The sequence below is a fragment of the Flavitalea plasmicola genome, assembly GCF_030546645.1.
Lineage (GTDB): Bacteria > Bacteroidota > Bacteroidia > Chitinophagales > Chitinophagaceae > Puia.
Window position 1 is genome coordinate 48,204 of sequence record NZ_JAUOTO010000012.1, and the last position, 23,432, is coordinate 71,635.

Genomic DNA, 23,432 nt, shown 5'->3' on the forward strand with positions numbered 1-23,432 from the left:
AAAGTTCAATAATTTTGCCAGATAACTCCGGCGGCAGTTAGCCGCCTCAGCCCATGGATCCCAGAAACATCTCCATTGCCGACTACACCTACGCCCTTCCGGCGGAATTGATCGCCCATTATCCGCTGGCCGAAAGAGACGCCAGCAAACTGTTGATATACAAAGAAGGGAATATCAGTGAGGATATTTATCGCCATATTGTGGAATATCTCCCCTCCGGCTCGCTGCTGGTGTTTAATAATACCAAAGTAGTGGAAGCAAGAATTTTGTTCCGCAAGCCCACAGGAGGACAGATCGAATTATTCTGCCTGGAGCCGCCGGCGGAATATGGCGGCATTGCGGCAGCCATGGCGCAGACGGGCAAAGTACGGTGGAAATGCCTCATCGGAGGCGCTTCCAAATGGAAGGCAGGGCAGGTGCTGAGGAAAGCTGCAAGCTACAAGCTGCAAGCTACAAGCGGCGAGCTGCGAGATACAGGCGGGGAGACGCCAGCTGCAAGCGGTGAGCTGCGAGCTGTGAGCGAGGAGATTGTTCTGGAGGCCCGCTATGTCGGTAAGCAGGACGACGCCTTCCTGATAGAATTTTCCTGGCAGCCCGCGGACCTCAGCTTTTCAGAGCTGCTGCACCGGGCAGGGCTGATCCCCCTCCCCCCCTATATCCGCCGGGCGCCCGAGTCCACCGATGCCGAAAGATATCAAACCATCTATGCACAACATGACGGGTCCGTAGCAGCGCCCACCGCCGGGCTGCATTTCACGGAGCATGTTTTCGAAACCCTGGCCGCCAAAGATATCCGGCAGACATTTGTCACACTGCATGTTGGAGCAGGCACCTTCCTCCCGGTGAAAGCACCCACCCTGTCCGACCATACCATGCACGTGGAGTGGATTGCCGTGACAAAAGAGACGATCCGGGTATTACTTGAAAACCTCCACCATCCGACAATACCCGTCGGCACCACCTCGGCGCGCACCGTCGAAAGCCTGTATTGGCTGGGCGTAAAAACGATACGGCATCCCGCCTTGTCACCTGAAAATCTCGTCGTGGAGCAATGGGACGCCTATGACCCCTCCGCTCCGGAGACTGATGCGAAGACAGCGTTGACGGCCTTATTGGAATGGATGCGGGAACACCAGCTTTCACAGCTGATCACCCGGACGCAGCTATTGATCACACCGGGCTACCGGTGGAGGATCGCAGGGGGGCTTATCACCAATTTCCATCAGCCCGAATCCACCTTATTATTGCTGGTCGCCTCCCTCATCGGGGAGGATTGGAGAAAAGTATACGATTACGCGTTGGGACATGACTTCCGCTTTCTCAGCTATGGAGATGGATGCCTGCTGCTGCCCCTCGGGATCAATCCGCCTTCAACGGAAAATCCAGCGTGAACGTCGTACCCTTGCCTACCACGCTATCCACTTTGATCTTTCCCCGATGGGCTTCCACGATGGTCTTGACATAGCTGAGCCCCAGGCCGAAGCCTTTCACATTATGAAGATTGCCTGTATGTGCCCGGTAGAATTTCTCGAAAATGCGTCGCTGTGTCTCTTTACTCATCCCTATGCCATTGTCTTCGATGCGAATGATCAGGCTTTTGGAAGTGCTGTGCGTGGTGATGCGGATAAGAAGATTTTCCTTCGAATATTTTATGGCATTGTCGATGAGGTTCGATATCAGGTTCGTAAAATGCACCTCATCGGCATCGATCAGATCGTTCTTCGCGTTCAGCTGCACTTCCGATCTTCCGCCCTTCCCGTCCAGCTGCAGCTGGAAATTTTCCATGGCCTCCTGTATGATGGTATGAGCGTGGATAGGCACCAGGTTTAGCTGCTGTTCCTGCCTGTCGAGCAGGGAAGCCTGCAGGATCGTCTCCACCTGCTTGTTCATGCGACGGTTCTCCTCTTTGATGATACCCGTGAAATACTCCGATTTCTGCCTGTCCTGGATCACTTTCTCGTTCTTCAGCGCATCGACGGCCAGGGAGATGGTAGCCAGCGGGGTTTTGAACTCATGTGTCATGTTGTTGATAAAGTCGTTCTTGATCTCGCTGAGCTTCTTTTGCCGCAGCAGGGCATTCACCGTCACATAAAAAGCCGCTATGATCACCAATGTAAAGAAAATGGCGCCCCCGATCATCAGCCGCATTTGCTTTAACACGATGTTCCGGAAATCCGGGATGACCACCACCAGCAGCTCGTCCGGCAACACACCGGCCGCGCCCAGGTTTTCCGGGGCCTGCAGCGGGTAATACGCCGCAAAATTATTCACCGTATCTTCCAGCTCCTTCAGGAAGTTCGGGCTCCGGATATCAGGGGGACGAAAGGAGAAACGGCTGGCGCCCAGGTCCGCAGAGATGGAAAATTCAAACTTGGTATCCTTTAATCCCTGGACATTGAGGGATTTTCGCAATTTGTCATTGATATCTTCCTGTGAGAACTTCTCAGCAATGGTGGGAGGACGCATGAGCTCCCTCATGAACTGATCGGAAGGACTCCAGGTGAGCCCAGGCCGCAGCCGCAGGGACTTGAGACTGGAGGACGAACCCCGCTGCTCCACCAGCTGATGCCCGACATCGTTCATGGCCAGGATAAGCCTGTGTTTTAGCAACGACTGCCTGCTTTCCACCATCGTCACTATCCAGTTGATCTGGATATAGATAATGCCGATAAGGGATAGGGTGATCAGGATAATAATGACAGGAAAAATTTTTTTCAATCCATATTATTTTGGTGCAAAAACTAACAACTGTAAAGTTATCTAAAGGTCAAAGGGCTACCCACTTCCGGGCCATGCCGGAGCGGGTATTTAACGAAGGTTTCACAAAGAAAAGGGATTTCGGGCTAAAATCCGCCTCCCCCAGCCTCCGGAAGCCCCTTCCATCCATTACCCGGCGACATCCCGGGGTTCACCCATCTGAGGATAATCGCATTTTGTTATGTCCCAGATTTACTTAATTTAGATTATATGGAGAGCCCGGCACCTGGCATATTGTTGATCGCAGATCCCTTTCTCAAAGATCCCAACTTCATGAGGACCGTTGTGTTCCTTTGCGAACACCAGGACGAGGGAAGCTTTGGATTCGTTTTGAACAAGAATTATGATTACACCCTGAATGAGCTGGTCAGCGGTCTGGACGACCTGAAGCTTCCCGTTTACCTGGGAGGACCCGTACAGATGGATACCATCCATTTTCTGCACCAGTACCCTGACAAGATCAGTGGAGGCTATGAGATCATCGACGGCGTATTCTGGGGCGGCAGCTTCGAGACGGCCATCGATCTGATCCGGGCGGGAGAGATAGATGTCGCCAGGATCCGCTTCTACATCGGGTATTCCGGCTGGGGCAGCGGCCAGCTGGCCGATGAGCTGAAAGAAAAATCCTGGCTTACGGTACAGGCCAGTCGTAAGCTGGTCTTCCATAAAAAGCCGGACGAAATATGGAAGGATGCGCTACGCCATCTCGGCGGGGACTATGAGATCATGATCAACTTCCCCATCGATCCACAGCTTAACTAGACAGGAAAAAGCCCCCGGATCCCCGGGGGCCGAAAGAGTATGGATCAACAAATATCCTTAGTGGATCGGAAATCTTATCCCCGCCTCGATCCCCCACGTATCCAGGTTCTTTACCCCATCCCTGTTATACGGCATATAGTTATAACTACCGCCGATCTTGATCGCCGTCGATGAGTAGGTGCTCAACGGGATATAGAAGCCAGCTTCTCCTTTCAACGCCCATTTGGCCGTGGAATGCGGGTCGTCGAATTCGCCCAGGTACTGGTCAAACGTTACAAAATTCACCCCCGCCCCGGCCCCTACATAAGGACGGATAAATCCTTTTTTCACCAGCGTATAGTTGGCCGTCAGCAACACAGGTATCTGCTGCACGGAATTACTTACTACCGCCGAGACCGTATTGCCTTTTCCGTCGTCATAAGTCTGCCGCGGATATTTCTGGTAATAGTCATTGTAACCGAAGCTCAACCCCACGCTCAACTGTGGATTGATCGGATAGGCCAGACCGGCATTGAAACCCTTATACGCCGGATGGGTAACATAATCCCTGAATGACCCCGCAGGAATATTGACATTATAGCCTGCAGTCACCTGCAGCTGGTCCTGCGCATGCAGGGCGGGACAGGAAATGAGCAGGATAATAGCCGCCGTGCCCGCAAATTTGAGAATTGTACGCATTTTATACCTCCTTGCTGTTTCTGCGATGATTAATGTTTAAGATAGGTGGATTGATCGAAAAGGGCCTGCACCTCGGATGCGGCATTGGCTGCACGGAATACCTGCTCGCCTCTTGCCAGCCCCGTCCAGACAGCAGTGATCTTATTGCCGTGCGCAGCCGCGTTCTTAAGGTCCAGCAGATCGATCTCCAGCCCTCCGCTCTGAATTGAATACACACCTACCGCATAGTAAGGCGGATAATATCCATAGCCTCCATAACCCCAGTAGTAGGGATCCCAGTATCCGCCGTAGTAATCCCAGTAGTCCCCATAGCTGAAGACACCCGTCGATGTATTATACACCCTGGAGACTGCCACTGCCAGGTCCGGTGAGGACTCTCTTCCCACCAGGTGATAGCCCCGCTGCTGCAGGCTGCTGCTGGCGGCGGCAATGACAGTGGAATCAAAAGCAGTGCGTTCCCTGCCGGTGAGCTGGTTGTCCTGGATGACGTCCACGGAATCCGTGATACTGAATGTTTTGTAGCTGGAGAAATTGGCGGTCGTGTCGTAATTCGTAATGTAGATACGCGACTCGTCGTTAGTAAGGTTATTCAGCGGGTCCTTCTTGCAGCTTCCAAATCCAATGATTGTCAGCAACGCTGCCCCTGTTAACCATCCCGTCTTTTTCATACTGGTGCTGTATTTAGTTTACGTAATAGTTTCTTACAGCACTTAGACGCAAATGAAATGCCTTCGTTTAAAGAACAAGGGGGCTTTAACAGAGGGCTAACAGACGTTAAAAATTGATTAAATTGGTTGGGTTAGCCGGGCTACAGGACATAAAAAATCCCCCTGGCAAAAACCAAGGGGAGAAACTAACATTTTTTTCTTTGGGTTCTGGACCGGAAAAGACGGTACAAATTATTTTGTCTCCACGGGCGCCGCACCTTCCACTAATACGGTCACTTTATTATTAATGACTTCCACAAAGCCGCTTTGGATCGTGTAAAAAGCGAGGTGATTATTCTTATCCTTCAATACTTTCACCCTGCCTGCTTTCAACGCACTTACCAGCGGTGCGTGCTTCTCCAGTACTTCGAACAATCCAGTCACGCCGGGTAATTGTACGCCATATACATCGCCGCTGAACAGCTTTTTTTCGGGTGTTAATATCTCGAGATTCATCAGCTGATATTTGTCTTTAACTGGTCTGATGGAACCTCGCATTATCATGCTCGGTTTCATCAGTTAATATTTGTCGTTTGTGAGCTTCGTCGCTTAACCCTGTGCCTGAGCCAGCAGCTTCTTACCTTTTTCGATCGCGTCATCGATGTTACCTACCAGGTTGAAAGCCGCTTCAGGATAATCATCCACTTCACCGTCCATGATCATGTTGAAGCCACGGATGGTCTCGTCGATGGGAACCAGTACGCCTTTTAGACCGGTGAACTGTTCAGCCACATGGAAGGGCTGGGACAGGAAACGCTGCACTTTACGGGCACGGGCCACCGTCATCTTATCTTCGTCGCTCAATTCATCCAGACCCAGGATCGCGATGATGTCCTGTAACTCTTTATAACGCTGCAGGATCAGCTTAACCCTGTTGGCGCAGTTGTAATGCGCATCCCCGACGATCAATGGCGTAAGGATACGGGAAGTGGAATCCAGGGGATCCACCGCCGGGTAGATACCAAGGTCGGCGATCTTACGGCTAAGTACCGTCGTGGCATCCAGGTGGGCAAAGGTGGTAGCAGGCGCCGGATCAGTCAAGTCATCCGCAGGTACATAAACGGCCTGAACGGAGGTGATGGAACCATTCTTGGTTGAAGTGATCCTTTCCTGCATGAGACCCATTTCCGTCGCCAGTGTCGGCTGATAACCCACCGCGGAAGGCATACGGCCTAACAGGGCGGATACTTCGGAACCTGCCTGCGTAAAACGGAAGATGTTGTCCACGAAGAAGAGAATATCGCGTCCCTGGCCTTTTCCATCTCCATCACGGTAGTATTCCGCGATAGTGAGACCGCTGAGGGCCACACGGGCACGGGCTCCGGGGGGTTCGTTCATTTGTCCGAACACGAAGGTAGCCTTGGAATCGGCCAGCTCCGTCATGTTGACCTTGCTCAGGTCCCATCCGCCATGCTCCATGCTGTGCTTAAAGTCGTCGCCATATTTCATGATGCCCGCTTCGATCATTTCACGCATCAGGTCATTCCCTTCACGGGTGCGCTCGCCAACACCGGCGAAAACGGACAAACCCGAATATGCTTTAGCGATATTGTTGATCAGCTCCTGGATAAGAACCGTCTTACCTACACCCGCACCACCGAACAGACCGATCTTACCACCCTTTGCGTAGGGCTCGATCAGGTCGATTACTTTGATACCCGTAAATAATACTTCCGTGCTCGTGCTCAGGTTCTCGAAGGCAGGGGGTTTGCTGTGGATCGGACGGCCATTTACTTTAGAAACCGCCGGCAAACCGTCGATGGCATCACCCGTCACGTTGAACAGACGACCCTTGATACCCTCGCCGATCGGCATAGCGATGGCGGCGCCGGTGTCCGTAACAGGCAGGCCGCGAACCAACCCTTCCGTACCATCCATGGCAATACAACGTACGCTGTCCTCTCCCAGGTGCTGCTGAACTTCCAGCACTAATTTTTCGCCGGTGGGACGGTTCAGTTCCAGGGCATTATAAATTTCGGGGAGTTTCCCTTCAAACTGCACATCGATTACAGCGCCGATGATTTGCTTGATCTTACCGGTACTAGCCATATATTAAACAGGGTTTTAATTTTGGCTGCAAAGGTAAGGGCCAGCAGGGAAAGTCCAAAAAACTGTTTGAAGTTTATCTGCACGAAAAGTTGAGGCCGAAGGGCTAAATTTGCCCTCCAATTATGCAATTACTATCGGTCAATACCCCCGCGCTCGAAAAGGATTTCATACAGGTGAACGTTACGCTGAACCGCACAGTCCCCGGCTACATCCGCCCCATCGACGACGAGATCCGGGAGGTTTTCGACCCCGCCAGGAATAAAGCCTTCCGGCATGGGGAATGCGCCCGCTGGGTCCTGAAGGATGACGAAGGTCGCCTTATTGGCCGGATAGCTGCTTTTGTGAACAAACGCTATAAAAATAAAGGGGATGACGTCCCTGTGGGGGGAATGGGCTTTTTCGACTGCATCAATGATCAGCAGGCAGCGGATATGCTCCTGGACGTAGCCCGGCATTGGCTCACCCAAAAAGGCATGGAAGCCATGGATGGACCCATTAATTTTGGCGAGCGGGACAAATGGTGGGGTTGTGTCATTGAGGGCTTCGGCGAACCCTCCTATGGGATGAACTTCAATCCTCCCTATTATCCGCAATTGCTTGAAAATTATGGTTTTAAACCCTTCTTTTACCAGCTATGCTTTGGCCTGGACCCTAAAAGACCCGTGAGCCCAAAGATCACACAGCGACATGCCGCCATCGCCGCCGACCCCGCCTACAGCGCCCGGATGATCGAAAAAGGTCGGCTGGAGAAATATGCGGAGGACTTTGTCGCCATTTATAATGGCGCATATGCAGGTCATGGGGGTCTCAAGGAGATGCGAAAGGAGCAGGTGATGGCCCTCTTTTCAAAAATGAAGCCCCTGATGGACGAGAAGATCGTATGGTTCGCATACCACAACGATAAGCCCATCGCCTTTTTTATTAATATTCCCGATCTGAACCAATATTTCAAACATTTCAACGGCAAATTCGGTCTTTTCCAGAAGCTGCAGTTCCTCTGGCTCCAATTCCGCGGCGCCTGCCACCATTTCACCGGACTGGTTTTCGCCACCGTCCCCGAGTTCCAGGCAAAAGGGGTCGATGCCTACATCATCGCCGAAGCCGCCAAAGTGATCCAGCCCGGGACGAATTATACCCATTATGAAATGCAATGGATCGGGGATTTCAACCCCAAAATGGTTAATATCGCCAAAACACTGGGAGATACCTTTATAAGCAGGAGGCTCGTGACCTACCGTTACCTTTTTGACAGGGGAAAGGAATTCAAAAGGCATCCCATGCTGTCGGCATAGTGCAGTCAAGCCCGGGATATCCGGCAGATCAAACCTTTTTCAGGCAATACACTGTCCCTTCTGTACTGCTGAAAACAATGTGCGTTCCATCCGCCGCCGGCGAGCTATACACCGCACCAATCTTATTCAGGAACGCAAGGTATTCCTCCTGCGAATGGATGATGGAAAAAATGTCGTCCCGGTAAGTATCATTCTCCTTGAAATATTGCAACCGGTTAGCCCGATAGCTTTCCGTGGCAAAGCTCCAGGCAATAGCCCCCGTTCCCAGGTGAATTCCAAATACCTTTCCCATCAGCGTGGCCGTATAACACATGCCGGCCGTCAGAGCGCTGGACCCGAAGACATTGAATTTCACGTCCGTACGCCAGATCTCCTTACCATCCTCCGTCCTGAGCAGCAGCAACACCTTATCATCCGAAGTGCCCACCAGCACGGCCGAATCATGATGCGTAGCAGTAATGACAGGCGCCCATCCCCGGGGATACTGCCTGTTCCAATGGCAATAGCCCTTTTCTACGTCGATGGCATACAGGTTGAAATCCCTGCTGCCGATGAACACAAGACCGCCCGCAACCACAGGAGAGAACTGCATCTCCCCCTTTGGAAAGAAACGTTGGCCCAGTGATTTGAGTTTCCATACCAGGCTCCCATCGCTGGTGTTCAGCGCATAGGTGTATCCGTCAAAAGATCCTACGAACAGACGCCCATTATACAACGCAGGCTTTCCGTGAACCACATTGCCCGTGCTGAACTTCCAGATAAGCGTCCCGTTCCTGCTATTCAGCGCGTATATATTCCCGTCACCGGAACCGAAGAAAAGCGTATCCCCCCTGATCACAGGCGTGGATTGATAATAATCATATTGATCATACATCCGCTCGCCCCCCGTCCTGAAGATCCAATGCACCCGGCCGTTTGCCTTGTTCAGGCAGTAAACACCGCTGTCCCCGCCGATCAGGTACAGCCGATCCTTCCCGACGCAGACGCCTGACCTCACCGGGCCCCTGGTAGCGAACTTCCATGCCAGCTCACCGGAGCCGATGTCCAGGCAATACAGCGTGCTGTCATTGTTGCCCACGTAGACTTTACCGTCATCGATGACAGGCGAGGCAAAAAAAGGCTGCCTTGCGGAAAATTTCCACGCCAGCACAGGCAGTGAAGAAAAGTCATCCGTCCCGGCGGGAGTGGGCGCCACGGGTGCCCTTGACGACGGCCCGGGCTGGGATTGGCCCGGCAACGCCAGGCAAAGGGATGACAGCAAAAGGAGGTAAAAAGAGCGCATGGGCAGTTTTCAGGGAAGTTACAGAAAACAAGGGGCATCCTTTATGGTTAAGGATGCCCCAAATACTCCTTCAGATAGCTATTTCCCGGGTTCAGGAGGAAGGGGCGATTTTCTAAGATCACAATTTGTGACTTTAGAGCTTTTCCCCGCCGGCCACTTCCACCTCCACCCGCGGCGCCAGCAGCTTATACAACACAGGCGTCACTACCCTCGTCAGCACCGTCGAGCTGAGCAACCCGCCGATGATCACCAACGCCAGGGGCGAATACAACGGATTGTTCTCCGCCACCAGCGGGATCAATCCCCCGATGGCCGTCAGGGTCGTGAGAATGATCGGTACAAAACGCGTCTCTCCTGCCTCCTGGATCGCCTCATCCAGCCCCATTCCATTCTTGCGCAGCTGATCTGTATAATCCACCAGCAGGATGGAATTCTTCACCTCGATGCCCACCAGCGCAATGATACCGATCACCGCCACAAAAGAGAAAGTATTCCCTGAGAACAGGAGTGCCAGCACAGCGCCGATGATCCCCAGCGGCACTACGGACAGCACGATGAGCGTACCCCGGAAGGTCTTGAATTCCAAAATAAGGATCCCCAGGATGCCAAACACCGTGATCAGGATGATCGTGCCCAGGCCGCCAAAACTCTCTTCCTTACTTTCCACTTCACCCGCCGCCTTGTAAAAAGCGCCCCTGGGAAAAGCCATCTTATTCAGCTGTCCAAGCACGTCATCCGTCACACGCGTCGTATTAAAGCCATTCTGTACAAAAGCCGTCACCGTAGTATACCTATCCTTATCATAATGGTGGATGCTGGTAGGGCTGCTCTGGAACTGGACGTCGGCCAGCTGGCTCAGGGGAATGGAAGTGCCGTTGTAAGCGCTGACATACACTTTATCCAATGCGTCCAGCGACTGCCGCTGCGCCCGGGGCAGACAGACATTGATGTTATAGTCATCTCCATTCTCCTTTCGGAACTTACCGATGTCAAGTCCCGCAACTGCCAGCCGGACGGTCCGGTCGATCTCATTGACAGGAACACCCAGGATGCCGGCCTTGTCTTTATTGACCTTCACCTTGATATCCGTCTTCAACGTCGTAAGCTCATTCTTCACATACAAGGTGCCGGACGTCCGCTTAAGCAGATCTTCCACCCGAAATGCCAGCGAGCGCAAAGTATCCAGGTCATCGGAGAAGAGACGGATGGCAATGGGCGCCTCAATCGGCGGTCCTTGCTCGAAGTCCTTCACTTCGATGCGGGCGCCGGGATAGTCTTTAAACTTCTTCCGCAGCATGTCGATCAGCTGTCTCTTTTTGACAGGCGGCGTCTCCTTCAGCTGGATGAACAGCTGCGCATAGTTGCTCACCTCGTTCTGTGGTATGACATTGTAATAGATCCGCGGATTGCCCCTGCCCACATTGGTGACATAGTTCTTCAGGTCCGGTACATGGTTGATCTCCTGCTCGACCCATCGGGCCACGGAGTCCGTCGCCGGCAGGCTGGCGCCCAGCGGCGTCTCGATATTCACCAGGAACATCGGCTTCTCCGAGGCCGGAAAGACGCTGAATCCCACCACCGGCACCAAAAAAAGACATCCCACAAAGATCGCCAGGGCCACCAGCAGGGTAAGCACAGGCCGGCCGATCGCGGCATGCAGCAGCCGGCGGTAAGATCCGTTGATGAACTTCTTCAGGCCGCGCAAAAAGAAATTGCCATCGGGGTGCTCGTGCCCGCTGAGGATCCGGCTGGAAAGAAAAGGCACGATGGTAAGCGATACGAACAGGGAGGCCAGCACCGTAGTGACCACCGCTGCCGGAAGGCTGCGGATAAAGTCCCCCGCGCCCTCCGGCAGGAACATCAGGGGCAGAAAGGCAAAGATCAGTGTCGCCGTGCAGCCAAGGACAGCCAGTCCGATCTGCCGCGTGGCGGCCATGGCGGCTTCCTTCTTCCCATAACCCATCCGCAGATAGCGCTCGATATTTTCCACCACCACGATGCTGTCGTCCACCAGCAGCCCCAGGGCCACCACCATACCGACGATGCTCAGCTGATTGATGGTGATATGAAAAAGGTCCAGTAAGAACAATCCGATCGCCAGGGACAGCGGAATGGAGATCATCACCACGACAGAGGCACGGGGACCCAGCGGAAGTAAGGTCAGCAGCACCAAAAAGATGGCTATGACAAAGTCCATCGTAAAATGACCAAGGCGGGTATGGACGCTCTCCGCATTGTTAAAGCTTTTCTCAAACACGATCGAAGGCGGCAATTCCTTCCGGAACTTTTCCAGCACAGGCTCCATCTCCTTCTCCACGGCAAAGATATTCGTACCCGACTTCCGGCTGGCCGTGACGAAGACAGCCGGCTTGCCATTGAGCCTTCCGATGTACTGTTGCTCTTCATAATTAAAGTCCACATCCGCCAGGTCCCTGACATAGATGATCCTGCCGCCGACGCTGCTGACGATGGTATTCCGGATCTCTTCCACGTTCTTATAATCACCACTCGTCTTTATATTGAACTTACGCGCGCCCATCTCGATGCTGCCTCCGGGAATATTTACGTTCTCGCTCTGCATGGCGCGGAGCAGGACATTCAGCGGGATCTTATTTTGCGCCAGCTTCTCCAGGTTCAGGGACACGCGGACCTGCTGCTTTGGAAAAGCCCAGTTATCCACGTTCTTAAGTGTCTTGATCTTCTCCAGCCTCTCCTTCAATTTTTTGCTCCACTCTTCCATGTCCTTATAAGGGGTCGACTCGCTTACAAGGGCCACCTGCAGGATATTGACGTCCGAAGGCGTGAACTTCTGCACTTTGATGCTTTGGATGTCCGCGGGGAGGTCCGGCCGGATGGCATCCAGCTCACGGACCACGTCCTGATATTTCTTATCCGGATCCATTTCGTACTTGAATTCGATCTGGATAACGGCCAGGCCGTCGTCTATCTGGCTGCGGATCCGCTTGATATCATCCATTTCATTGATCCTTTTCTCGATGGGATCCACCACGAGCTCTTCCATGTCCTTGGGACTGGTGCCCGGGTAGATAATAATGGCGGAGAACTGGGGCGCTTTTATGTCCGGGTCTTCACCCCGGGGCATGTTCAGCAGAGAGTTTACGCCAATGGCTGCCAGCATCACGAATACGATGAGGGTGAACTGGTAGTTCTTAACTGAAAAATCCGTAATTCGCATAAGAAGTTATTTTGAAATGGTATCATTAGCAACTTTCACCACAGCCGCCGCCGTCAGATAGCTCACGCCCTCGGTGATCACCCGGTCCACGCTGTCCAGCCCTTCGCTCACCGCCACTTTATCCTTCGACAAAAAGGCGATCCTTATGGGGCGCTTCCTCACCGTACGGCGATCTGTATTCAACGTATAGACGAACCCGGTCTTGCCGTCGCCTTCCACCAGCGCTTCGATGGGAATGATCGTCAGGGGCTGGCGGGATGAAGGCTGCAAGGTCAGATTGCAGAACAGCCCCGGGGCCAGCTTGTGGCCACCCGCCGACACCGTCACTTCGATGGGGTAGGTGCCATTCGTAGGATCGGCGCCCTCTGCCATTTTTGTGATAGCACCGGTGAAGGACACACCGGGGTAGGCTTCTATATAGACCGTCGCCTTATCGCCTTTTTTCAACACCACCCAGTCGCGGTCCGATACGCCAAAACGGACCACCCAATCGGCAGCGGTCGTACCGTTAAAAAGAAAGACCGCGTTCCCTGCAGTGGCCAGCTCCCCCTCGTTCATGAATTTCTGCAGGATGGCGCCTGCGGAGGGAGCATGGATCTGCGCATATTGCTGGTTGAAACGGGCGATACGCAAAGCTTCCGTAGCCACGCCCACCTGCGTATGGGTATTTTGCAGCTGCTCCAGGGAAGCCACCGTATCCCGGTACAGGTTGTTGATCCGGCCCTCATCCCTTTTTGATTTTTCCAGGTTCTGCGAAGCCTGCTGCACCTGTGCGTCGATCTCCGTCAGATCAAGCGTTGCCAGCAGCTGCCCCCGTGCCACATGATCTCCCTCTTTTACATAGATCCGGGAGACGATGCCTCCTATCTTGAATGACAGACGGGCTTCCGCATTCGAAGCGATCAGTCCCGAATACTGCAGCGTACGGCTGTAATTGCCCACCGTGATGGGCTGCTGTTTTACCAGGATGGGATCCTCTCCCGTTCTTTGGCTGGCAGTGGCAGCCTTATTGTCACCGCATTTCACCAGGGCGAATGCAAGGATTGCCGCGAGGGGAAAACGAAGGCTCCGTAAAAATGTCCGATTCATGGTTTGTAGTTTATCATTACTTATTTGAAATATCAGGTCAGAATTTGTAAGCTGCCGTCACTCTTTCCAGCTCGGCAGCCCGGTTCAACACAGTCAGGCATGCCAGGGAATACCGGAGCTCCGCGCTCGTCATCTGCGTGCGCGCGTCGATCAGCTCGATCTGGATGGCGTTGCCCTCCTTGAACCGGCGTTCCGCCAGCCGGTAAGTTTCGCGGGTGCTCGCGACCTCATCCATCAGGGATTGCAGCGCTTCCACCGCCGAAGAATAATCGTTGGCGCTTGTCTGTACCTGCAGCGTCAGCTGCTGCGTCAGCTGCCTGTACTGATCTCCCACCGCCCTGACATCGATCTCCGACTGACGCACCTTATACTTATTATCATTTGCTTTAAAAAGGGGCCACACCAGCTGCAGGCCTGCCATCTGGTAGAACTGATCGCTGTTGAAGCGGAAGCCAAAACCCTGGAACCCCACATCATAAAAAGCATTGAGCTTGGGAACGAGATAATTGCGGGTATACCGGAGGTTGGAGGCCAGTATCCGCTGCATGCTGCCCAGCTTGGCCAGCTCTTCCCGGCCTGCAGGCACACCGGGAGAAAGACGGAGTACGGCGGCATCCGCGACAGTCGGTGGCAGGCCTCCGCGCGCGATGGCCCCGGTGGTGTCCGTCTTCAATGAGAACAACGCTTCATCCGTCTGTACGTCCGCATCCAGCGGCCTGTTGAGTAAAAAATTAAAGTAAGCCCTCGCATTGCGGATCTTATTCTTTGCCTCGATGAGCGAAGATTCCACCTGGCTCACCTGCGCCTGCGCACGGAGAACGATCTCTTTCGTGGCCATCCTGTTCTCCACGAATTTCTCGCTCACCCTCCGGTTCTCTTTCACCAGCCCCAGTGCATTGGTATAGATCTCCACTGCCTTGCCCGCCTGTAGATATTGGTAGTAACCCTGGCGGATCTGCTGCACCAGCTCCCGCCGGTAAACATCCAGGTCGGCCCGCCGGGCATTGATCATCTCGCCGCTGACTTCCCGGTTATGCCGGAGGTCCGTATTGATCAATGGCAGGGTCACCTCCACTTTCGTATCATGGTAATCGTTAGGCAGGAACTGGATGGTCTGGTTACCCACCTGCGGGAACTTATTGGAGGCAGTGAGCTGGTTAAGCGTGGAATAAACGCCATTCAGCAGATCGCCCACGGGTATGTCCTGACTACGGCCGCCATGCGCCAGTGTGTATTGGGAGCTAAAGCCGGCCTGGGGATAAAAAAGGGATTGCGCTCTTTTCAGATCGATCAGTGCCTTTTGCAGATCGTAGCCCTGCTGGCGCAGCACCAGGTTGCTGTCCAGCCCATAGCGGATATATCCTTCCAGCACTTTATCCTGTGCGGTAACGCCAAGGGCCAACAGCAACCCAAAGCAGAGTGAAATTAATTTTGGTACCATGTTTAATTTATTGGTGTCGTGAATTTTATTAACGATGTTAAGTAATAGGGTGAAAAAAATGCCCTCAAGGGCACACAGGGCAAATACAGGATACTATAAAGCAGCCTTGCCTGAAATATCCAGCGACTTCACCAGCCAGTCGACGGATTGCATGATCACAGGCAGGATCTGCCCCTTCTCTGGCACCAGCTTTTCCAGTCGTTCCCGCGTTGCCAGGGACACCAGTCCATGCACCATGCTCCAGATAGAAAGACTAAGCACAATCGGATCCGTTTGAGCGATATACCCTTTCTCCATGGCTTCTATCAATGTATCCCTCAGCCGGGTAAGCGCCGCGTCCCCGTTCTTCCAATCACATCCCATCTCCGTCAGCTTTTTCATCGGCTCCCGCTGGATGAACATCAGGTCATAGTATTCAGGGTTCTCCATGCCAAACCGGATATAGTTCTCTCCCATTTTACGGAGACGCAATAAAGGGTTCTGGATATCATCCAGTTCCTTGTTCATCTCCAGCATCTTCTGAAAGCCGATCTCATGCAGATTGAAAAAGATCTCGTCTTTATCTTTGAAATAAAGGTAGATGGTGGTGGGGCTGTATTCGATGATGTCCGCTATACGGCGAATGGACACATTATTGAATCCCTCTTCTACAAACAGCTGCATCGAGGCCTCCAGGATCATTTTACGGATCTCCAGTTTCTGCTTCTCTTTTCTCTCTGCGATTCCCATATTAAATTATTAACAGCACAAATTTACTTAACGCTGTAAATAATCCAAATTTTTAGGCTCTTTTTTTTAAAATACTACTGCCGGCTGAAATGCGCCTTGTAGGTGGGTTTTTCCCAGCCAATGGTTAATAGATTGGCATTCAAAGCGTAGATCATCAGCGTATCGCTGAAGGCGCTGCCAATAAGGATGAGTTGATGACCTTTAACAGCATAATTGCTCCAGGTAGTCACACCCTGGTAAGAATAATAGACGGTATCGCCTTTCTTAAACTCCAGGGTCTCACCGACATCGGCCGCAAAGCTGGCGTCATAAATTGTCACGGGAGGAGCGCTCTTCCCGGTGGCGCTGGTGTCGTATGTGCTGTTCTGGTATTGCCATCGGCCCACAAGGGCGTCGGGCGTCAACCCTTTGTCCTTGCTGCAGCCCCAAAAAATTCCGGCGGCTGGAATGACAAGCAACAGGGCGCATATCCATTTCAACGGACGGTTCATCTGACAGGGTTTTTAAGTTGATCAAATACAGCAGTATCCCGGTGATATACACCGGTCGGGGTCGTGGCAAAAACGTATTTACCGCACCGGGTGATGGACGTGACAAGATTGCCTTGCAGTCCGTCATTATTGAGCTCGCTGAAGACCAGGTTGCGTTGATTGAGGGCTACTTTCCATATTTGCATATCCAGGGTAGTGGCCGTGGCATAAAGGTCATTGCCGATGTTGCGGAAGGTGAGGATGCCGACGGAATTGTTGAATTCATTGTACAGCTGCCAGCTTTCACCCTGGTCCAACGAATAGAAAAAGACACCGAACCCTTTTACGAACAGGATATTCCCATAAGTGAACATATTGTTGATGAATAATCCCTGGGAATAAGGCGCCGGCGTGTACCCAAAGGCTTTAATATCCCCCGTCGTGTCAATCCGGAAGAACTGATTCTCATAAAATACAAAGAACTTATCGAAGAAGGTGGCACACAGATAGGCGCTGCCGCTAAAGCCCAGGGTGCCCGGCGCCGGGTGAAGAAACAAATGCTTTATGCCGAAAGTATCGCCGAAGCTCGTAGGAGAAAGGGCTTTCGCCGAATCGAAAGTCAGCAGATCGAAGCGGACCGTGCTCCTGTCATGGGCATCCTCTACGGGGGTCAGCAGGTAGTGGCTCCTGATGACGGGGAAGTCGGAGGTAGGCCATCGGTCCCATGCGGGTGTATGCGCAGTCTGGAACCTGGGATACGCGTCGTCTGAATAAACGGGTTTATAAGTGAGCACCGACAATGAATTATACCCGGCCACATTGAACAGCTGCAGCAAGCTGTCCGTAGCGTACACGCAAAGGCGGCCATTGATAAAAGGAGGGCCGCTGGCAGGATGGTCCAGGGTTATGGCGGGGAAGGGCAGCTTGAAGAAATAATCGAAGCTTTGATGAGTCACAGGCAGGCTGACGACGCCTCCGTTGGTGGCTACCAGCAATGCAGTATCCCCTGCAGACACACTGTTCAATGCCGGCTCTCCATAAAAATTGAAGTAAGTCACTGGCTGCCAGGCATGCCGGAATGTATCGATGATGGTGTGGGTAACTGTTTTTTTACAGGAGCTGGTGGATAGAAAAGAGGGCACTATCGCCATCAACAGCAGCAACAGGACAGGGCATTTTTTCTTGCGCATAAGGTTTGCGCCGGTTTACCGGCAGGCCCAAATATACCAAAAAACCCAGGTCTCCTGTCTACGGCAAGAAGGACAAAAATTTCATTGCCTATAGTGGGATTTGTGGTAGGTTTGCCATAGGAGCTATACCCATGGATAAATTTATTGTCTCGGCAAGAAAGTACAGGCCCCAGGATTTTTCTACGGTGGTGGGGCAGTCACATATCACGACTACCCTCAAGAACGCCATCAAAAACAATCAATTAGCACATGCTTTCCTGTTTTGCGGCCCCAGGGGAGTAGGAAAGACCACCTGTGCCCGTATTCTGGCGAAAACCATCAATTGCGAGAACCGTGACCAACATGGGGAAGCCTGCAATATTTGCCACTCCTGCGTCTCCTTCAACGAGGGCACTTCGCTCAGCATCCATGAGCTGGATGCCGCGAGCAACAACTCCGTGGATGATATCCGGACGCTGGTGGAACAGGTCCGGATCGCACCTCCCCAGTCCAGCAGGTACAAGGTCTATATCATCGATGAGGTGCATATGCTCAGCTCTTCGGCTTTCAATGCATTCCTCAAGACCCTGGAAGAGCCGCCCCCCTACGCGATCTTTATCCTGGCGACCACCGAAAAGCACAAGATCCTTCCCACCATCCTCTCCAGGTGCCAGATCTTCGATTTCAAGCGGATCACCACCATCGATACGGTGGAGCACCTGCAGGAAATATGCGATAAGGAAGAGATCAAAGCAGAAAAAGCAGCCTTGCAGGTGATCGCCCAAAAGAGCGAAGGCTGTATGCGGGACGCGCTTAGCATACTGGATAAGATCGTCAGCTTTACCAATGGAGCGCTCAGCTACAGGAATACGCTGGAGCACCTGAATATCCTGGATGCGGATTATTATTTCAGGCTCCTCGAAGCCATGCAGCAGCAGCTGCTGTCAGACGCCCTGCTCATTTATGATGACATAAACCGGAAAGGGTTTGAAGGGGACCTCGTGATCAACGGCCTGGCCGAATTCATCCGGAACCTCCTGGTCTGCAAGGACGAGAAAGTGGCCGCCCTGCTGGAAGTGGTAGAAAGCTTCAGGGACAGGTATATTGCCGCGGGCAGGGGAACCGATGCCGCCTGGCTCATCAGCGCATTGAACGTATTGAACGAGGCCGAGATCAATTATAAGGCGGCGCGTAACAAGCGGCTGCACGTGGAGCTGGCACTGATCAAGCTGGCCTACCTGGGACAGGCCCTTCAGCTGACAGGGGAACCCGGGGGCGGCAAAAAAAAAGTCCTTGACACAGTAAGACCCGTGTCTTTCCGGAATATTCCGGCTATGGAGCCGGTGAATCCAAAGGCCACTGTCCGTATAAGCGCGCCAGCATCGAATGAAACAGCTGTTGCCGCCACGCAGGTCATGGCAAAAGCTTCAGAACAACCCGCTGCACCCCAACACCAGGAAGTCCTGACCGGGCCGGCCCAAGGGACACCTGCCAACGCTGCCACTTCGACAGCCTCACCCTCAAAAGGCGCCAGACTAATGGTCGACACTGCCGTAAAGACAGCCGGGAACGCCTCGCTGGGATCATTGTCAAAGATCAGGCAGCAATTTTCCTCCCGTCAGCAAAGCAATGGCTCGGAAGCCCGGCCGCTGGAGCCGGCCGCCCTGGCAAAAGCATGGGCAGCCTACGCACAGCAGCTGCGCGAGAACAAGAACCCGGCCGTACAAAGCCTGGAGCTGGCCGAGCTAAGGATCATAGATGCCCAAAACTTCACCGCCGTCACCGCCAATAACCTCGAACAGCGGTTCATTGAAAGTGAAAAACGGACCTTATCGGAATTCCTGCAAAAAGAATTCGCCAACAGGGCCGTCTCTTTCACCGTGATCGTTGAGGAAAGGGCGGGTTCGGAGGAGCCCGTCGAAAGACCGATGAACACACGGGAACAATTCCAGCAAATAGTCGGGCAATACCCCCTGGTGAAAGAGCTGAAGGATCGTCTCAAACTGGAGCTCGACTATTGATGGCGTGGTGCCATTTTATAAATCCCAGTTAAATAAAATATCAGATTTTTGATATATACCTGGTTGGCGGGAATTTTGCCAATAAGGACCAAAGGTCCGTCGTCCAAAGGACAGACATAAAACTTTTCCGGGAAAAGGGGTATTTTTTCGATAAACCCTTTTTCCGGACATTTACTTATCTATGACAGGCAATTCGACTCACTCCAAACGGCAGATATTTCAAACAAGTTCCCCCGGCCGTTGGCAACGGTGGAAATGGGGAGGAAGGCTGATCGTTCTGCTCCTTCTGCTGGGTATTGTCATTTTTTCCATAGCCGTCAACAGGGGCTATACGCCCGACCTGCCCAGGATCAAGGAACAAAGCCAGCTGTACAAGAAAGTGCTGGATACGAACCGGCTCCTGAACAAAGACAATAACCTGCTCAAACAATACGGGGGGTTCCGCAAATACATCAACGAAAAAGTACCTTACCGCTCAGGAGCTTTTCCCGGCCAGTCCAGGAGGGATTCCGACAAATCGTCCATCATACAGAACTTCCGGATAGACACCAGCTTCCGCTCGTTCACCAAATTCCCCACGGGCATACGGGCCGCTTTCTACGTAGACTGGGACGCCCAAAGCTTTTTATCCCTGCAGGAATATATTTCCAGGATCAACCTGGTAATACCCGAATGGATCTTCATAGACCCGACGGCGGACACGGTGTTCACGACCATTGACGACCGGGCCTGGAAGGTCATGAAGGCTTCGGGCGTGAAGATCATGCCCATCCTGTCCAATAACTTTAAGGAGGTCTTCCGGGGTGATGCCGTACACAGGATCATCAACGACCCGGTGAAAAAACAACGCCTGATCAACGATGTGATCAAAATACTGGAGAAAAACGACTTCGTGGGCGTGAATGTCGATTTCGAAGAGCTGCAGGAGAAAAAGAACGAGCCCCTGGTGGAGTTCCAGCGCGACCTGTACAACCAGCTCCATGCCAGGCACTTACTGGTAACCCAGGACGTTATTCCCTTCAATGAGGACTACAACTTCAAAGAGCTGTCCAAATACAATGATTATGTTTTTTTGATGGCCTACGATCAGTATTCGGATAACACGGGTCCCGGTCCGGTGTCCCATCAGCGGTGGATCGAAGGGGCCGTGGACGACGCCGTCAAAAAGATCCCCATGCAAAAGCTGATACTCTGCCTGGCGGCCTATGGTTATGACTGGAAAATGGGCAAAGAGGTCTCCGCCAGGACCGTCAGCTACCAGCAGGCGCTGTTTACGGCCAAGGACAACGAAGCCAAGATCGATTTTGACAATGACTCTTACAACCTTCATTACGAATACGAAGATGACGACAGCGTCCGGCACCAGGTGCAGTTCACGGATGCGGCAACCGTTTTCAACGCGCTGCGTTTTGCCACGGAATATGGCATCGCAGGCACCGCCGTCTGGAGATTGGGGGACGAGGATCCCCGGGTCTGGTATTTTTATGATAAAGACATGCAGAAGAATGCCCTGGGCCATTTCAACTTCTCCGAGTTCAGCAAGGTCGATGCCATGGCGAATGCCGACTTTGTGGACTATGAAGGTTCCGGGGAGATATTGGATATCATCGCTACGCCAACCAATGGCCGGATCACGCCGGAAGTCAACACCGGCGAGATGCTCATCAGCGAAGAATCCTACGACACCCTGCCTTCCCGCTTTGTCGCCCGGAAATACGGCACCAATGATTCCATGAAGCTGGTGCTGACCTTCGATGACGGCCCGGACCCCAACTACACGCCAAAGATCCTGGATATACTCTCGAAATACCATGTCCCCGCCACTTTCTTCATCGTAGGGATCAACGCGGAAAACAATATCCCTATCGTGAAGCGGATCTTCAAGGAAGGACATGAGATCGGCAATCATACGTTCACCCATCCGAACATCGCCAAGGTCAGCCAGCGAAGGGCCATCCTGGAAATGGAGTCCACACGTCTGCTGATAGAATGTATAACAGGTCATTCCACTATCATGTTCAGGGCGCCCTACAATGCGGATTTCGAGCCTGAAAAATGGGAAGAGTTGATCCCGGTAGCCATTGCCCGTACAAAAAACTACCTGGACATCGGAGAGTCCATCGATCCCCTGGACTGGGAACCCGGGACTCCGGCGGACAGTATATTTGACAGGATCGTCCAGCGGAAAAACGATATGACGGCCTCGGGCCTCAGCGGCAACATTATTCTGCTGCATGACGCGGGCGGTGATGACCGTAGCGCCACGGTAGAGGCGCTCCCCAGGATCATCGAATATTTCCAGGCAAGAAAATTCAAGTTCACCACGGTGGCCGACATATTGGGCAAAACAAAGGAAGAGATGATGCCGCCCGTACCAAAAAGCAGTGGTTATTTCCTGCTGCAGATCAATTATTACTTTGCCGAACTGGGTTATTGGAGCGGGCATATTCTCTTCTCTCTTTTCATCGTATTCATGATCCTGTCGGTAGGCAGGGTACTTCTCATGGCATTCATCGCCACCCGGGAATTCATTAAGGAAAAGAAAGATGCCATGACGCCTTTCTGGTCACCCGATGGAAAGGATGCGCCCCTGGTGAGCGTTATCGTACCGGCCTATAACGAAGAAGTAAATGCCGTGAGCTCGGTGGAAAGCCTGCTCCTGGGAGACTATCCTAATTTCGAGATCATATTTATAGACGACGGCAGTAATGACAATACCTACGAGCGGGTGAACAATGCCTTTGCGGGCAACCCCAAGGTAAGGGTGCTGTATAAGCCCAATGGCGGCAAAGCGTCCGCCCTGAACTACGGCATTGCCCAATCCGCAGCCGATTATGTCATTTGCATCGATGCGGACACAAAGCTTAAGAAGGATGCCGTTTCCCGCCTGATGGAGCATTTTGGCGAGCGCAGGGGCAGGAGCGTGAAGGAGCGCCGCCTCGTCACCGATGAAGGCATGACAGGGCTGGGCGTTGTGGGCGCCGTGGCAGGGAATGTGAAAGTAGGCAACGAGGTCAATCTGCTGACCCGGTGGCAATCCATCGAATACATCAGCAGCCAGAATTTCGATAGAAAAGCTTTCGCCTGGCTGAATGCCATTACAGTGGTGCCGGGCGCTATCGGGGCTTTCCGTAAAAAGGCCATCGAAGAGGCGGGAGGCTTTACCACCGACACGCTGGCCGAAGACTGCGATCTTACGGTGCGGATCCTGCGCTGTGGTTATGTCATCGAGAATGACAATAGGGCCATTGCTATGACAGAGGCGCCGGAGACCCTGAAGATGTTCCTGAAACAGCGTTTCCGCTGGAGCTATGGTGTCATGCAGACCTTCTGGAAGAACAGGGACGCTCTGCTCAACTGGAAATACAGATGGCTGGGCTGGGTGGCATTACCCAACATCCTGATCTTTCAATATATCATACCCTTTGTCATACCCCTGGCGGATTTTTTTATGCTCGTCGGGCTGCTGACAGGGAATGCGTCCAAGATCGCAGGCTATTACCTGGTGTTCATGCTGGTAGACCTGCTGGTGGCCTTGCTGGCTTTCAGCTTCGAGAAGGAGCGGTTGACGAAGCTGGTGTGGCTGATACCCCAGCGGCTGATCTGGCGCTGGCTGACCTGGTCCGTATTGTTCAGGGCCGTCCGGCGGGCGCTGAAAGGCGAATTGCAGCATTGGGGAGTGCTTAAACGTACCGGAAACGTCAAAGCCGCGTAAGAAGCTACAAGCCGCTAGCCGCAAGCTACAAGCCAGGACTTTATATATCTCTCCCAGCTTAAATAAGCTCACTGG

Annotated in this window: 17 protein-coding genes; 5 read left to right on the plus strand and 12 right to left on the minus strand. The window is 52.8% G+C overall.

What is annotated here, in order from left to right:
* Positions 1-53: 53 nt before the first annotated feature.
* Positions 54-1,391, plus strand: a complete 1,338-nt coding sequence (locus Q4E93_RS33075; protein WP_303592237.1) for an S-adenosylmethionine:tRNA ribosyltransferase-isomerase — start codon at positions 54-56, stop codon at positions 1,389-1,391.
* On the opposite strand, the gene Q4E93_RS33080 is transcribed toward Q4E93_RS33075, so the two are convergent.
* A complete protein-coding gene (locus Q4E93_RS33080) occupies positions 1,360-2,718 on the minus strand; it encodes a sensor histidine kinase (protein WP_303592238.1) in 1,359 nt (452 codons plus the stop codon). The genes Q4E93_RS33075 and Q4E93_RS33080 overlap by 32 nt on opposite strands.
* Before the next feature lie 249 nt (positions 2,719-2,967).
* Between Q4E93_RS33080 and Q4E93_RS33085 the strand changes: the two genes are divergently transcribed.
* Positions 2,968-3,519: a YqgE/AlgH family protein gene (locus Q4E93_RS33085; RefSeq protein ID WP_303592239.1), complete on the plus strand. Its 552-nt coding sequence runs from the start codon at positions 2,968-2,970 to the stop codon at positions 3,517-3,519.
* Positions 3,520-3,576: 57 nt separating this feature from the next.
* Here Q4E93_RS33085 and Q4E93_RS33090 read toward each other — a convergent pair whose 3' ends face one another.
* The 4 genes from Q4E93_RS33090 to atpD form a co-directional block, all read right to left on the minus strand.
* Positions 3,577-4,197 (minus strand): outer membrane beta-barrel protein, encoded by a 621-nt coding sequence (locus tag Q4E93_RS33090; protein WP_303592240.1) that lies wholly within the window; start codon positions 4,195-4,197, stop codon positions 3,577-3,579.
* Positions 4,198-4,226: 29 nt separating this feature from the next.
* Positions 4,227-4,865, minus strand: coding sequence for a DUF4136 domain-containing protein (locus Q4E93_RS33095; protein WP_303592241.1), 639 nt, complete (start codon positions 4,863-4,865; stop codon positions 4,227-4,229).
* Positions 4,866-5,096: 231 nt separating this feature from the next.
* Positions 5,097-5,360 carry an ATP synthase F1 subunit epsilon gene (atpC, locus tag Q4E93_RS33100; RefSeq protein WP_303592242.1) on the minus strand — a complete coding sequence of 88 codons (264 nt, stop codon included), beginning with the start codon at positions 5,358-5,360 and terminating at the stop codon, positions 5,097-5,099.
* Positions 5,361-5,453: 93 nt separating this feature from the next.
* Complete coding sequence (atpD, locus tag Q4E93_RS33105) at positions 5,454-6,953, minus strand: F0F1 ATP synthase subunit beta (protein WP_303592243.1); 1,500 nt, start codon at positions 6,951-6,953, stop codon at positions 5,454-5,456.
* Positions 6,954-7,075: 122 nt separating this feature from the next.
* Here atpD and Q4E93_RS33110 point away from each other — a divergent pair, with 122 nt between their 5' ends.
* Positions 7,076-8,245, plus strand: coding sequence for a hypothetical protein (locus Q4E93_RS33110; RefSeq protein ID WP_303592244.1), 1,170 nt, complete (start codon positions 7,076-7,078; stop codon positions 8,243-8,245).
* Between the two features lie 28 nt (positions 8,246-8,273).
* Here Q4E93_RS33110 and Q4E93_RS33115 read toward each other — a convergent pair whose 3' ends face one another.
* The 7 genes from Q4E93_RS33115 to Q4E93_RS33145 all read right to left on the minus strand — a co-directional run bounded on the left by Q4E93_RS33115 (position 8,274) and on the right by Q4E93_RS33145 (position 17,642).
* Positions 8,274-9,527 (minus strand): outer membrane protein assembly factor BamB family protein, encoded by a 1,254-nt coding sequence (locus Q4E93_RS33115; protein ID WP_303592245.1) that lies wholly within the window; start codon positions 9,525-9,527, stop codon positions 8,274-8,276.
* Positions 9,528-9,660: 133 nt separating this feature from the next.
* Entirely contained in the window at positions 9,661-12,723 is a 3,063-nt protein-coding gene (locus Q4E93_RS33120; protein WP_303592246.1) for an efflux RND transporter permease subunit, read from the minus strand.
* 6 nt (positions 12,724-12,729) lie between these two features.
* Positions 12,730-13,812 (minus strand): efflux RND transporter periplasmic adaptor subunit, encoded by a 1,083-nt coding sequence (locus Q4E93_RS33125; RefSeq protein WP_303592247.1) that lies wholly within the window; start codon positions 13,810-13,812, stop codon positions 12,730-12,732.
* A 37-nt stretch (positions 13,813-13,849) separates the two neighbouring features.
* Positions 13,850-15,253, minus strand: coding sequence for a TolC family protein (locus Q4E93_RS33130; RefSeq protein WP_303592248.1), 1,404 nt, complete (start codon positions 15,251-15,253; stop codon positions 13,850-13,852).
* A 93-nt stretch (positions 15,254-15,346) separates the two neighbouring features.
* Entirely contained in the window at positions 15,347-15,982 is a 636-nt protein-coding gene (locus tag Q4E93_RS33135) for a TetR/AcrR family transcriptional regulator (RefSeq protein ID WP_303592249.1), read from the minus strand.
* A gap of 74 nt (positions 15,983-16,056) precedes the next feature.
* Entirely contained in the window at positions 16,057-16,473 is a 417-nt protein-coding gene (locus Q4E93_RS33140; protein WP_303592250.1) for an SH3 domain-containing protein, read from the minus strand.
* Entirely contained in the window at positions 16,470-17,642 is a 1,173-nt protein-coding gene (locus tag Q4E93_RS33145) for a hypothetical protein (protein WP_303592251.1), read from the minus strand. The genes Q4E93_RS33140 and Q4E93_RS33145 overlap by 4 nt, the downstream gene beginning before the upstream one ends.
* Before the next feature lie 131 nt (positions 17,643-17,773).
* Between Q4E93_RS33145 and Q4E93_RS33150 the strand changes: the two genes are divergently transcribed.
* Both Q4E93_RS33150 and Q4E93_RS33155 read left to right on the plus strand, forming a co-directional pair.
* On the plus strand, positions 17,774-19,642 hold the full coding sequence (locus Q4E93_RS33150; RefSeq protein ID WP_303592252.1) for a DNA polymerase III subunit gamma/tau: 1,869 nt from the start codon (positions 17,774-17,776) through the stop codon (positions 19,640-19,642).
* A gap of 181 nt (positions 19,643-19,823) precedes the next feature.
* The gene (locus Q4E93_RS33155) at positions 19,824-23,357 is read left to right on the plus strand and encodes a trifunctional glycoside hydrolase family 18/polysaccharide deacetylase/glycosyltransferase family 2 protein (protein ID WP_303592253.1); all 3,534 of its coding nucleotides are present in this window, start codon (positions 19,824-19,826) and stop codon (positions 23,355-23,357) included.
* Positions 23,358-23,432: the final 75 nt, after the last annotated feature.

Bases quoted from the DNA above. Each gene is read 5' to 3' on its own strand.
- Q4E93_RS33075 (WP_303592237.1), top strand. From the start codon at position 54: ATGGATCCCAGAAACATCTCCATTGCCGACTACACCTACGCCCTTCCG.
- Q4E93_RS33085 (WP_303592239.1), top strand. From the start codon at position 2,968: ATGGAGAGCCCGGCACCTGGCATATTGTTGATCGCAGATCCCTTTCTC.
- Q4E93_RS33090 (WP_303592240.1), bottom strand. From the start codon at position 4,197: ATGCGTACAATTCTCAAATTTGCGGGCACGGCGGCTATTATCCTGCTC.
- Q4E93_RS33095 (WP_303592241.1), bottom strand. From the start codon at position 4,865: ATGAAAAAGACGGGATGGTTAACAGGGGCAGCGTTGCTGACAATCATT.
- atpC (WP_303592242.1), bottom strand. From the start codon at position 5,360: ATGAATCTCGAGATATTAACACCCGAAAAAAAGCTGTTCAGCGGCGAT.
- atpD (WP_303592243.1), bottom strand. From the start codon at position 6,953: ATGGCTAGTACCGGTAAGATCAAGCAAATCATCGGCGCTGTAATCGAT.
- Q4E93_RS33110 (WP_303592244.1), top strand. From the start codon at position 7,076: ATGCAATTACTATCGGTCAATACCCCCGCGCTCGAAAAGGATTTCATA.
- Q4E93_RS33115 (WP_303592245.1), bottom strand. From the start codon at position 9,527: ATGCGCTCTTTTTACCTCCTTTTGCTGTCATCCCTTTGCCTGGCGTTG.
- Q4E93_RS33120 (WP_303592246.1), bottom strand. From the start codon at position 12,723: ATGCGAATTACGGATTTTTCAGTTAAGAACTACCAGTTCACCCTCATC.
- Q4E93_RS33125 (WP_303592247.1), bottom strand. From the start codon at position 13,812: ATGAATCGGACATTTTTACGGAGCCTTCGTTTTCCCCTCGCGGCAATC.
- Q4E93_RS33130 (WP_303592248.1), bottom strand. From the start codon at position 15,253: ATGGTACCAAAATTAATTTCACTCTGCTTTGGGTTGCTGTTGGCCCTT.
- Q4E93_RS33135 (WP_303592249.1), bottom strand. From the start codon at position 15,982: ATGGGAATCGCAGAGAGAAAAGAGAAGCAGAAACTGGAGATCCGTAAA.
- Q4E93_RS33140 (WP_303592250.1), bottom strand. From the start codon at position 16,473: ATGAACCGTCCGTTGAAATGGATATGCGCCCTGTTGCTTGTCATTCCA.
- Q4E93_RS33145 (WP_303592251.1), bottom strand. From the start codon at position 17,642: ATGCGCAAGAAAAAATGCCCTGTCCTGTTGCTGCTGTTGATGGCGATA.
- Q4E93_RS33150 (WP_303592252.1), top strand. From the start codon at position 17,774: ATGGATAAATTTATTGTCTCGGCAAGAAAGTACAGGCCCCAGGATTTT.
- Q4E93_RS33155 (WP_303592253.1), top strand. From the start codon at position 19,824: ATGACAGGCAATTCGACTCACTCCAAACGGCAGATATTTCAAACAAGT.